The sequence below is a fragment of the Clostridium sp. AM54-37XD genome, from assembly GCF_003478225.1.
GTDB classification, from domain to species: domain Bacteria; phylum Bacillota; class Clostridia; order Lachnospirales; family Lachnospiraceae; genus Coprococcus; species Coprococcus ammoniilyticus.
Window position 1 is genome coordinate 37,717 of record NZ_QUEV01000001.1, and the last position, 11,776, is coordinate 49,492.

Consider the following 11,776-nt stretch of genomic DNA (forward strand, 5'->3'; position numbering starts at 1 on the left):
TAACACTTTTTTTCAATAACTTCTTACTATATTAATAGCTTTTATTCTTTCCTTGCATCCAGAATCATCTGCCGGACTGCCTCAACTGCGGTCTTTACTGCCATGTCTGTATCGTATGCCAGTGGATTCTCAAGCCCTGCTGCCTTCCGCTCCTGATTTCCAACCACCAGATAACAGGCTCCGACCTTCACACCCAGATAAGCACCTACGATAAATAACGCCGCTGACTCCATCTCGGATGCCAGACAGCCCATCCGCTTCCATGCCTCCCATTTGGCTTCCAGTTCATAGGACACCGGCTTGTTTCCCGGCTCATGCTGTCCATAGAAGGAATCCTTGCTCTGAACAATTCCGGTATGGTATCGAACTCCCGTCGTCTCGCAGGCTTTTGTCAGTGCCTGAATAACCGGATAGCTTGCAACCGCCGGATATTCGATCGGAGCATATTCCTTTGATGTACCCTCCATCCGGACAGCACCGGTTGCCACCACGATATCCCCTCCCATGATATCTAACTGCATCGCGCCACAGGTTCCAACCCTTATAAATGTATCTGCGCCACAATGCACCAGTTCCTCCAATGCAATCGCTGCTGATGGTCCGCCGATACCGGTCGATGTTACACTGACCTTCTCGCCCTCCAGATATCCGGTATATGTCACGAATTCCCGGTTGTCCGCAACCAGCTTTGCATCATCCAGATAAGCTGCGATCTTCGCTGACCGCTTCGGATCCCCCGGCAGGATTACATATTTTCCGATTTCGTTCTTCCCTGTCTTTATGTGATATTCCCGTCCTGATCCTTCCTGATAGATCATACTGCCACCTCCGTTTCTGTCTGCTTTTGTTCCGGTCAATCCCTGTTTTTTTACAGCTATTTACAAAAGCAGATACATATCAACTGCTATTTACCTGTATTATACCGAAAATATACACCAAAATCACCAATTTCTCCTATTTTGTACAAATTTTTCATAGCAATTTGTAACACCATTACAGTTTTACTACATATAAATGAATATCCTTAACTTAAAAATGCCGATTTTTGAATTTCTTTAGGATAAAATTTCTATTCGCTTTAAAAAATTTTATAAATTGGTAATAATTTTGCTTTTTGTTCACACTTTCATAATTTGACTTTAGCAAAAAAAAGGATTATAAATTGTTCAACAAATCAAGGAGGCGAGTTTTATGGCTAAATCAACTGACATTAAAGTAAAATTAAGCAGCGTTGATGAAGTAAAGCAGTTTGTAGATGTAATGAGAGGATATCATGGTGATGTCGATATATCAGCTACAAACAAAAACTATATGGTAGATGCAAAATCTATTCTTGGTGTTATCAGTCTCGATCTGAGAGATGAATTAACCGTAAAATTCTATGATGGTATTTCCGATTCATACATGTCAACACTGAAGCCTTTCATCGCTGAACCAGCAGTCGCATAAGGCAACTTACATTTAATAAAAGGAATATACGACAAACAGAAGCTATAAGAGCAGTCGTAAAAAAGGATATCCGGTCATGATTACCGGGTATCCTTTTTTCATTGTAAGGAAAAGGGTTATTGACGTAGCTGGAAAACCATCATAAAATGGATAAGTAAATTTGAATAATGATTTGAGGAACACAAATGAACTTATTAACAATGAAAAATATTCATAAAGCCTATACAGACAAGGTTCTCTTTAAGGGAGCCGATTTTTCTGTCAACACCGGTGATAAGATTGGTGTGATTGGTATAAATGGCACGGGGAAATCCTCCTTGTTAAAAATGATCGCCGGTATCGATACCTGCGATGCCGGATTGATCGTGAAAGGCAATAATGTTGTTGTCAATTATCTTCCACAGAGTCCGACTTTCCATGATGATGAAACAATCTACGAACATGTTATCACGGCAAACAGCACAGAAGAAAATAAGTGGAGCATTGAAGGAGATGCACGGGCACTTCTGGATAAGCTTGGATTCACAGATACCAGCATCCCGGTTTCCAGTCTGTCCGGCGGTCAGAAGAAAAAGGTAGCCCTTGCCGCTGCCCTTCTTTCAAGCTGTGATATTCTGGTTCTTGATGAACCAACTAACCATCTGGATAATGATATGACCGAATATCTAGAGGACTATCTGAACAACTACAGGGGTGCACTGGTCATGGTCACACATGACCGTTATTTTCTCGATCGTGTAACAAACCGGATCGTTGAGATCGACAAAGGATACATCTACAACTATGATGCCAATTATGAAGGCTATCTCATGTTGAAAGCCGAACGTGAAAATATTGCGCTTGCCACCGAACGCAAGCACCAGAATATTCTCCGGAAAGAGATCGCATGGATCCGCCGTGGTGCGCGCGCAAGAAGCACCAAACAAAAGGCTCATATCAAGCGCTATGAAGCCCTTGCAGCCGAAGAAATGATGGAAGCTGATAAGACAGTAAATCTCAGCTCAATTGCCAGCAGACTTGGAAATAAAACGATAGAACTTCATAATATTTCAAAAAGCTTTCCGGGACTTACTCACCCACTCATCGAGAACTTCTCTTATAATTTTCTGCGTAATGACAGAATCGGTATTACCGGACCAAATGGCTGTGGTAAATCAACCCTTATGAAGCTGATCACCGGCAAGCTGGAACCCGACTCCGGTATCATAGAGATCGGTGAAACCGTAAATATCGGATATTTCTCACAGGAAAATGAAATGCTGGACGATAACAAGATTGTACTGGACTATGTGAAGGAAACCGCAGAATATATCCGAACCGTCGATGGATATATGTCGGCATCTACCCTTTGTGAGGAATTCCTGTTTGACTCCACCCTGCAGCACCAACGGATCGGCAAGCTGTCCGGCGGGGAAAAGCGCCGCCTGTATCTGCTTAAGATCCTTGCCGGCTCGCCGAATGTTCTGATCCTGGATGAACCAACCAATGATCTGGATATATCAACACTCTGTATTCTGGAAGATTATCTGGATACCTTTCAGGGCATTCTGATCGTAGTTTCCCACGACCGGTATTTCCTTGACCGTGTTGTAAAACGGCTGTTTGTCTATGACGGCTATGGACAGATCAGGCAGTTTGAAGGAAGCTATACCGACTATTATCTGGAATATGGAACATTTGCAAATTCTGTAAAGTCCGGTTCCGGTTCTGCAAAGCCTGCTCCGGCTTCCAAGGGAAAACCTGCAGCAGATATTTCAAAATCAGAAACAGTAGAAAAGGATACCGCACCGAAACGTGCAAAAACCAAATTCACTTTTAATGAACAGCGTGAATACGATACCATTGAAGACGACATTGCTGCCTGTGAAGAAACCATTGATGGACTGGACAGGGAAATCGCAGCTTCCACAACAGATTTTACAAAGCTGAATCACCTGATGGCAGAAAAGGAAAATGCCGAACTGAAGCTGGAACATCTGATGGAACGGTATGTTTACCTTACAGATCTTCTGGAATCCTTTAAAAAATAGGTATAATCATAATAAATAAGAAAATGAGGAGACAGGCTTACATCTGTTTCCTCACTACTTTATACTCATCATCTAACTGAAAATATGGACAGCTTTCATATGAGCTCGTTATAAATCTGGCATAATCATCTTCATCCATATTCACCATGCATTCCGAAAAATCATCTTCTTCATCATACACATAGTGTGCGCACAAATCACAACTCGCTGCTCCCATAAGCAACCTCCTTCTTATCATTTTCCCAAATTAATTGCCTGTTTTCAGTAAATATTACACATATTATTTCCAATTTGCAAGTCCTATCCCATAATATATTGTTCATGCCTACAGAAAAGAGTTTTTGACTGGCAATACTTTCCATATTGTGATATTATTAAGAAAGTATAATTTTATAACTTTTCTGATATAGAAAAGAAACTGGGGTGCGTAATTATGAGGAAAAAACTACTATTATTTATAATAGCTGCTATTTTTACTTTTTCAAGTATGACAGTCCTCGCCGCAGAGGATACCGCAGACAAAGATGCAAAAGATAAAAAGTCTGCCGCAGCTACCATCGATACTTCTTTATACTATTATAACAATTTCGATAACGATGCTTACCGGGATGCTTATAACCAGTTAAAAGAAGCAGCAGATGCATTTCACAATTCAAACCAGAATGCGGAATACGAAAATGCGAATACCGAAAACAGCTACTATAAAGCATTTTCGATCAATGTTACAAGCAAAACATGGGAAGTTATCGGTCCGACAGGTATGCAGGCAGTTATCAATGCCTTTCTGGCAGATAATCCTACATACTTCTGGATGTCTCCTTCCTTTAATTACAGTACCAAGTCTTTAGATGGCGGTGCTGTATGCTATAATGTCGAGATTGTCTGTTATAATGATTATGCAAATGGAAGTTCCAGACAGGTCATTAAGAATAACATTGATATCTCCGTATCAAATCTTGCTGGCAATCTGGAAAAAGATCTTCCTGATTACCAGAAGGAATATCTGATCCATAATGCGATCATTGAAGATACTTACTTCCAGGTCAGCAATGAAAACTCACATTCCGGATTAAGCTGGTCCTATACAGTAGATGGTATTTTCAACGCAAAGCATAAGACAGCAACTTCATTTGGATATGCCAAAGCATTCAAGGCAGTTATGGATGCCACCGGTGTAAAATGTATCTATGTAGAAGGAAATACCAAAGAAAACGATGATTCTACCTATAATTCACATGCATGGAACATGGTTTATCTGGATGATGGCTGGTATATTGTAGATCTTGCGTATGATCATCCGGAAACAACCTCCGGCAAAAATGTTCTGATCTATGATTATTTTAACATTACCAGTGATGAAGCATCCGATCTGAATCCTGCATCTGACTGGCTGCCTGGTATTCCAACCTGTACCGGTACGGCTCACAGTATCGACAGCATCCAGTCTACACTGGAAGCTGAAAACATCTGGCAGGAAGACAATTACAATTTTTTCGATAAAATACTGGATAAATACGGTGTGTCCGTTGTCCTGATCAGCCTTGGTGTTATCATAATCCTGATCGTCACTTTGGTTAAACGGATTCACAAAAGACGGAAAGCAAGACGTGTCGAAAAGATTAAGAATACAAAGACCGTAACGATCGATCATTCCGAACTGGATGAGGAACTTCGTCGTCCACCACTGTCATAATAAAAAAGTGGAACTATACCTATGATAACAAAGGTACAGTTCCACTTTTTTTCTTATTAATTTCCTATGATCAGCCAGGAGGTCAGGATTCCCAACAGGCGTTCATCCGGGTGTCCTGTCTCTGTTAAAAAGATCAGGCCAATCCTTTCATGATCTCTTCTGCTTTCTTCATAGTATTTCTTAACATTCATAACTTTTTCATCATATGCAACAAAGCGGAAACGTTCAGACGGATGTTTCTCCAGCTCAATATATTCCTGAAGATCCCGAAACCGGGTTTTCTCATCAATATGACAATTTGTGTCTCCCAATAAATACGGAAAAATACAGTTGTCACTGAAATCTCCCACTACCCTTTTATCTTTCAGGATTGGCACATGAGAAATATTTCTGTCATTCATGATCCGGATAACCGGCATAACCGGATCATCCAACGAACGCCATACCAGATTATTAAAGGGTACTGCAATATCCATACACCGCACCGGATTCTTGATACGATCCAGCACCATTTCCAGAAGCTCGATCATCTTCTTGCCCGGCTGTACAGCAAATTCCTCATCCAGCCGTTGGTTATGCTGCAGAAGATTTCTCACTTCTCTGCAATAATTCAGTTCAAACCGGATATCCTTGAATTCACTCCGCTTCTCCAGCTTGGCAACCGCCGAACCATCCGGCGGAAGTTTGAATTCATTAATTGCTGCATTTTCCAGCTCCTTGTATTTATCAAGGAAAATTTCCGTATTATCCATAATGACATCCTCCCAATTTCTGATCTGATATCAGCCAGCAAGCTACACCCGAAAGTGTTTATTTTAAATAATTAAAATCACCCAGATTATCAATGGATATCCAGATTCCTTCGTTCATAATCGTCTGAACCAGTTCGTCATTTTCATCCATTTCCTTACTGCTGCAATCATCAGAAACTTCATATAATATACTGTTATTGATCAATACATTTGCTGTTTTCTTATCTTCATCCGGATAATATACATATACTCCATTATCCGATACCGCATATCCCTTATCCCGGTTATATGCACGGATTGCCAGCGCCGCATTCTTCATATCCCCTTCAAAGCCATATACGGTAACTGTAATATCCTTTGATGATGAATTATTGCTCCAGTCTGTAACACGAAGTGTACAGTCCAGATCTCCGGTCTTTGTTGTATCGATCTGACGGTTGATCGTAAGTTCATTGGTCAGATCCGGCTGTGAATCCTCTACTGAATAGTAATCCAGCAGATCGACCTGCTCATTTACGAAAACGCCCAGATTATCCGGTCCGATAATTTCCGGGAAATCTCTGTCAACTACTTCAAGCGTAAGTTTTTTCTTCTTTTTCAGCTTTCCGCATTTTACTATATAGCTCACTTTATAGGAACCAATCTTCTCCGGTGCAAAATCCGCTGTATCGCAGGTAACAACCGCCTTACTGTTCACCGGCTCTACATATGCCGTGATATCAAATTTCGAACCCAATACATATTCGCTTGAAATCTGCTTTACCTTGAGATAGCGGCCACGCATAATGCCATTTACCATAAAAAGCAGAATAATGCCTACAACAACTGCAAGCAGCAATGTAAACTGATTTGCCGTTATTCTCCTGCGTCTTCTTTTTTGTGGCTGTGTCTTTCTTCCTGATGTATTGTTTGAACGTACGCTGCCAGTGTTGGCACTCTTTGTTCCGTTACCTGAATGTGCGCTGGTGTTTCTTGCGCTGCCTCCATTGCTTCTGGCTGCGGTATTTTTTACACCACTGCCTGTTCTATTTGAATGCGCACTACCAGCACTTGTGCCACTACCCGGACGTGTACTGCCAGTGCTTTTTGTCCCGTTACCCGGACGTGTGCCGCCAGTGCTTTTTGTCCCGTTACCCGGACGTGTGCCGCCAGTGCTCTTTGTTCCAGTTCCCGCCGATCTTTTCTTCACTACTGCATTTGATACTGCGGGCTTTTTTACATTTTTATTTTCCTCACCCATTTTATTACCTGCTCCTTTTCTTTTATATATCAATATCCCTTTGTTTTTAAATCATGAACCAGCTTCACATAAAATTCCCGGACATCAAATCCCGGAATATTTTCCCGGTTTAGATCGATCACATCTCCATGCGAGATTCCGCGCTTCCCCTCCACTGTCAGGTATTTGAAATCTGCTCCCCATGGGAATGATTTTTCGCCTACCAGTCCATCATTTGCTCCATCAAAATATTTTACCAATCGATATGTATAATTCAGCGGAAATCTGCCATTTCCTGCCACATTCTGCCTCGAACCAACGCTCTGATATAACACGCCCTGTGCATCATGTAATTTATCATTTAGGCTTTACATGCCGAAGCTGTCAGATCTTTTACTCCCAACAGAAAATCCGGCGAATCATCGCCCAATTTTTTAAATACTGCATTATACGCTTTTGCCACGCTCTGCTGCTCTTTTTCCGGAACAATATTTAACAGATAATCTGCAAATTCACATCCCCGGTGCGGTGTATTTATCGTTGTTAGTGATGCAACATACCGATCTGTACCAAGTTCTGATAAGGCATAGCGCATATCCAGACCACCTTTTGAATGTGCGATCACATTTACTTTTTCACAGCCCGTTTCAGCTACGATCTCCCGGATTCTTGCATCCAGCTCCTGCGCACATGCCGGAACCGATGCTGCCGACTGGTGATTGCCATAAAAAAGAACTGCACCATTTGTCTCCAGTTCCTTTGGAATTCTTCCCCAGTAATTTAACAATTTGAAATCCCGGAAGAAGATACCATGCACCAGCAGAATCGGGTATTTTGTTTTGCAGATCTGATCTTTATTCCGTTCCCGATTCAATCGAACCTTATCATTTTCAAATGAAACCTCTCCTATCGTCAAGCGAAGCATCTTCCCAAATACGACCAGATTTACAACCGGTATCATGCCACATACAGCTCCGATCCCTCTCCATTTGATACCAAGCTGTTCTGACGTCAGATATATCCGGATCATTCCATTCCAGAACACAACTGCTTCCACAAGAATCGCTGTCAATATATGAAATACCCACATTTTCCCATTTGTCGGTATATATTCAGCCGGAAGAACTTTTGCCATACATAAAACGGTATATATAATTGTAAGCACTGTGGATACACAGAATACAAATAGCTGCATACAGCCGTTTCTGCATTTGCTAAGTCTTGGTGTTTCCAGTTTTCCGCACAATACCGTCGGTATTACACAGACCATCCCCGTAACAAGCCATGGAACAATATCGTACAACACGCTATTATAAACTCTGCCTGACAATACCGTACAGGCAGCAAGCCCGACTGCAAGGCTTCCAAAGACTGTAACAACCGCCAATCTCCCTTTTCTCATGTATATCCTCCGTTTTATACACTCTCCTTTTTTGTAACCATACTAATTATACCAAAGCATGTGCTGCCTTGCTACAATTATTTCATTGCATTCTCTATAAAAAAATGCGATAATGACTTTTAGTATTATCCTATTCACAGGAGGAAATTGAAATGTCAATTAATAATATCGGCCCTTTCACAAAGAGCCATCTGGATATGTGTATCAAAAACAACAGCATTGATGATGCCTTATATGAAAAATATGGTGTAAAACGTAGTCTCCGTGATTTAAATGGTATCGGTATCAATGCCGGAATCACGAATGTCTCTCTCAGTAAATCATTTACAACAGATGAAAACGGCAACCGTATTCCATGTGCCGGAGAGCTCTACTATCGTGGCTACGAAATTCATGATCTGATCAAAGGATTTTTCCTGGATAATCGTTTTGGTTTTGAGGAATGTACATATCTCTTGTTATTCGGCGTTTTGCCGGATGAAAAGGAGCTTCAGAACTTCAAGCAGGTTTTAAATATCAGTTATGATCTGCCGCATCATTTCATTCAGGATGTGATCATGAAGAGTCCGACTGCCGATATTATTGCAAATATGACAAAGAGTACACTGGCTCTTGGTTCATACGATAAAAAGATGGGTGACAACTCTCTGGAAAATGTATTACAGCAGTGTATCCAGTTGATCAGTATGTTCCCTCGTCTGGCCGTTTATTCCTATCAGGGATACCGCCATTATGAACTTGGCAAGAGCTGTTATATCCATAAGCCGCTTCCTGAATTGTCATTTGCCGAAAATATATTAAGTACCCTGCGTTCCAACCGGAAATACACCCGTCTGGAAGCCCGTGTACTGGATCTGGCACTGGTGCTTCATATGGAGCATGGTGGCGGAAGCAACTCAACCTTTACAACGCGTGTTGTAACCTCTTCCGGTTCCGATACATATGCAACAATGGCTGCTGCCCTCTGTTCCTTAAAGGGGCCTTTAAACGGTGGCGGTGATTATCAGGTTATGGGTATGATGAAAAATATCCGTGACAATGTATCAGATATCACAGATGAGGAAGAAGTTGGCGAGTATATCCGTAAGATTGTCAACCGGGAAGCATATGACAAGACCGGTATCGTATATGGTATGGGACATCCATTCTATTCTATATCCGATCCCCGTGCTCTGGAATTCAAAAAATATGTAAAGCTTCTGGCAGCCGAAAAGGGTATGGACGAAGAATATGCCCTTTATGAGATGATCGAGCGCATTGCACCTAAGATCATTGCCGAAGAACGTAAGATTTACAAAGGTGTTTGTATCAATATTGACTATTACAGCGGACTTCTCTACAAAATGTTAAAGATTCCTGCTGAGATGTTTACCCCGTTATTTGCAATTGCACGAGTAGTCGGTTGGAGTGCACACCGTATGGAAGAGCTTGTTAATTCCTACAAGATCATCCGTCCTGCCTACACCAGCATTGCAGAGATCAAAGAGTACGTTCCTATCAACGAACGATAATATAAAAGAGACTGTAGCAGCTTACAGCTAATCAGTCCTGTCCAGGTGACTTTGAAACGAAATGGAAAATAGCATTACATATTATTCCGCAAGGCGTTTGCACTCTATTCTCACGTAGCAGTCCTAAATTCCCCACCTAACGGTGGCTCATTAACGACTGACGTGAGAAAAGGCTTGCTACATAACAGTAATGCTATTTTCCATTTCTGCTTAATCTGGCATTATCTGGACAGGACTTTATTAATTGTATGCTGCTACAGCCTTTTCTCTCTGTCGTTCATCTATCTCGATCCTATATTGTTATGAAGCAAACCTTTCCGAACGCCGGTACTTAGGTTGCGTCTTTTGCAACCTTATGTACCGCTGCACTGAGGAATGTAACGAAAAACGGCGGTCACCTATGCGATACCAGATTCGGCCTTGTCTCAAGACATCAGCGAGGATTCCGTTATGAATTGCATATACCGGCAAATATGAGTGCTTGTCTGAGCCGTCAGGCGAGTTAGCACAGGAATATTTGCGAATCGGGTATATGCAGTTTATAGGAACCGCAGGGAGTCTTGGCACAAGGTCGAATCTGGTATCGCACAGGCGACCGCCGTTTAGACGTTCTCTACCACTCAAGTACGATCGCACCATAGGTTAAGCCGCGCCAAATGCTGACATTGCAACCTTGTCGCCACGTTTTAAGCCGCCATCACGCACCAGACTGTCAAGCATGACAGGTACACTGGCAGCACTCATATTTCCGGTATATCCGAGCGTCATCGGGAACTTCTCGATCGGTGCTTTTAACCGCTTTGCTACTGATTCGATAATACGGACATTTGCCTGATGAAGAACGAAATAATCAATATCATCGGCTGTCATATCTGCCTTTTCCAGTGCTTCGAGCAGGCACTTCGGGCACTGTCTGACTGCGAATTTGTATACTTCCTGTCCATCCATATGCAGATAATCATGTTCGATCCCGGCTTCCGTAAATATATTGTGAGTACGTCTGCTCTCGCAGTTCAGAACCATTCCCTTCTTACCGATCGATCCCTGTACTACACTGATAATTCCCTTGTCGGATTCTTCCAGATACGCTGCACCTGCTCCATCTCCAAACAACACGCAAGTTCCACGATCGTTCCAGTCGAGGATCTTGGATAATGTCTCCGCACCAATTACCAGTGCATTCTTAACAAAGCCTGTCTCGATGTACATTTTTGCCACATTGAGTGCAAATACAAATCCTGAACATGCGGCATTTACATCAAATGCAATGGCATTGTCTGCGCCCAGTTCCGCCTGAACCTGGCATGCGGCACTCGGTGTATAATAATCCGGTGTTACTGTTGCAAACACGATCAGTTCTACATCAATTGCTTCTTTTCCTGCCATCTCCAAGGCTTTCTTTGCAGCCTCTGCTGCCATTCCTGCAGTTGTCTCATGTACTGCGATTCTTCTATTCTTAATTCCGGTTCGGCTGGAGATCCACTCGTCCGAAGTATCTACATATTTCTCAAGGTCTGTATTTGACACATTTTTTTCCGGTAAAAAGCTTCCGGTTCCCATTATTCTTATTGGCATAGGTTTTCCCCTTTGTATTTTTTTATTGTTATATATCCCTCATTTTAGGCTTGTTTTCATTCGGTCTATATATCTTCCTGCATTGTTTAATCCCGCTTAGTATAACATAACATACCAATTCCAGCAATTCCCTGTAAAGAATCTA

Annotated in this window: 11 protein-coding genes; 4 read left to right on the forward strand and 7 right to left on the reverse strand. The window is 42.0% G+C overall.

All coding sequences use genetic code 11. The annotated features are described in order from the left end of the window. Positions 1-41: 41 nt before the first annotated feature. Positions 42-818: a uridine phosphorylase gene (udp, locus tag DXA07_RS00205; RefSeq protein ID WP_118483090.1), complete on the reverse strand. Its 777-nt coding sequence runs from the start codon at positions 816-818 to the stop codon at positions 42-44. Between the two features lie 373 nt (positions 819-1,191). On the opposite strand from udp, the gene DXA07_RS00210 reads away from it, so the two are divergent. After that, positions 1,192-1,449 (forward strand): HPr family phosphocarrier protein, encoded by a 258-nt coding sequence (locus DXA07_RS00210; protein WP_008400539.1) that lies wholly within the window; start codon positions 1,192-1,194, stop codon positions 1,447-1,449. A gap of 185 nt (positions 1,450-1,634) precedes the next feature. Then, the gene (locus DXA07_RS00215) at positions 1,635-3,479 is read left to right on the forward strand and encodes an ABC-F family ATP-binding cassette domain-containing protein (RefSeq protein ID WP_118482801.1); all 1,845 of its coding nucleotides are present in this window, start codon (positions 1,635-1,637) and stop codon (positions 3,477-3,479) included. Positions 3,480-3,516: 37 nt separating this feature from the next. Here the strand turns inward: DXA07_RS00215 and DXA07_RS00220 are convergent, their stop codons facing one another. After that, positions 3,517-3,696, reverse strand: a complete 180-nt coding sequence (locus tag DXA07_RS00220; RefSeq protein ID WP_021944461.1) for a DUF6472 family protein — start codon at positions 3,694-3,696, stop codon at positions 3,517-3,519. A gap of 216 nt (positions 3,697-3,912) precedes the next feature. On the opposite strand from DXA07_RS00220, the gene DXA07_RS00225 reads away from it, so the two are divergent. Then, positions 3,913-5,172 (forward strand): transglutaminase domain-containing protein, encoded by a 1,260-nt coding sequence (locus DXA07_RS00225; protein WP_021944462.1) that lies wholly within the window; start codon positions 3,913-3,915, stop codon positions 5,170-5,172. 56 nt (positions 5,173-5,228) lie between these two features. Here DXA07_RS00225 and DXA07_RS00230 read toward each other — a convergent pair whose 3' ends face one another. From DXA07_RS00230 to DXA07_RS00240, 4 genes are read right to left on the reverse strand one after another with little or no spacing between them, the layout of a single operon-like run. Further along, the gene (locus DXA07_RS00230; RefSeq protein WP_021944463.1) at positions 5,229-5,924 is read right to left on the reverse strand and encodes a hypothetical protein; all 696 of its coding nucleotides are present in this window, start codon (positions 5,922-5,924) and stop codon (positions 5,229-5,231) included. 58 nt (positions 5,925-5,982) lie between these two features. Further along, complete coding sequence (locus tag DXA07_RS00235; RefSeq protein WP_118482803.1) at positions 5,983-7,164, reverse strand: hypothetical protein; 1,182 nt, start codon at positions 7,162-7,164, stop codon at positions 5,983-5,985. A 29-nt stretch (positions 7,165-7,193) separates the two neighbouring features. Continuing rightward, complete coding sequence (locus tag DXA07_RS13190; RefSeq protein ID WP_243015386.1) at positions 7,194-7,478, reverse strand: hypothetical protein; 285 nt, start codon at positions 7,476-7,478, stop codon at positions 7,194-7,196. A gap of 26 nt (positions 7,479-7,504) precedes the next feature. Beyond that, the gene (locus DXA07_RS00240) at positions 7,505-8,545 is read right to left on the reverse strand and encodes a triacylglycerol lipase (RefSeq protein WP_243013939.1); all 1,041 of its coding nucleotides are present in this window, start codon (positions 8,543-8,545) and stop codon (positions 7,505-7,507) included. Between the two features lie 152 nt (positions 8,546-8,697). On the opposite strand from DXA07_RS00240, the gene DXA07_RS00245 reads away from it, so the two are divergent. After that, a complete protein-coding gene (locus tag DXA07_RS00245; RefSeq protein ID WP_118482805.1) occupies positions 8,698-10,056 on the forward strand; it encodes a citrate synthase in 1,359 nt (452 codons plus the stop codon). 642 nt (positions 10,057-10,698) lie between these two features. Here the strand turns inward: DXA07_RS00245 and DXA07_RS00250 are convergent. Then, the gene (locus DXA07_RS00250; RefSeq protein WP_348980706.1) at positions 10,699-11,631 is read right to left on the reverse strand and encodes a beta-ketoacyl-ACP synthase III; all 933 of its coding nucleotides are present in this window, start codon (positions 11,629-11,631) and stop codon (positions 10,699-10,701) included. Positions 11,632-11,776: the final 145 nt, after the last annotated feature.

Excerpts from the sequence above, each read along its gene's own strand:
- DXA07_RS00250 (WP_348980706.1), bottom strand. The coding sequence starts at position 11,631 with ATGCCAATAAGAATAATGGGAACCGGAAGCTTTTTACCGGAAAAAAAT.
- DXA07_RS00220 (WP_021944461.1), bottom strand. The coding sequence starts at position 3,696 with ATGGGAGCAGCGAGTTGTGATTTGTGCGCACACTATGTGTATGATGAA.
- DXA07_RS00245 (WP_118482805.1), top strand. The coding sequence starts at position 8,698 with ATGTCAATTAATAATATCGGCCCTTTCACAAAGAGCCATCTGGATATG.
- DXA07_RS00230 (WP_021944463.1), bottom strand. The coding sequence starts at position 5,924 with ATGGATAATACGGAAATTTTCCTTGATAAATACAAGGAGCTGGAAAAT.
- DXA07_RS00225 (WP_021944462.1), top strand. The coding sequence starts at position 3,913 with ATGAGGAAAAAACTACTATTATTTATAATAGCTGCTATTTTTACTTTT.
- DXA07_RS00210 (WP_008400539.1), top strand. The coding sequence starts at position 1,192 with ATGGCTAAATCAACTGACATTAAAGTAAAATTAAGCAGCGTTGATGAA.
- DXA07_RS00235 (WP_118482803.1), bottom strand. The coding sequence starts at position 7,164 with ATGGGTGAGGAAAATAAAAATGTAAAAAAGCCCGCAGTATCAAATGCA.
- DXA07_RS00215 (WP_118482801.1), top strand. The coding sequence starts at position 1,635 with ATGAACTTATTAACAATGAAAAATATTCATAAAGCCTATACAGACAAG.
- udp (WP_118483090.1), bottom strand. The coding sequence starts at position 818 with ATGATCTATCAGGAAGGATCAGGACGGGAATATCACATAAAGACAGGG.
- DXA07_RS00240 (WP_243013939.1), bottom strand. The coding sequence starts at position 8,545 with ATGAGAAAAGGGAGATTGGCGGTTGTTACAGTCTTTGGAAGCCTTGCA.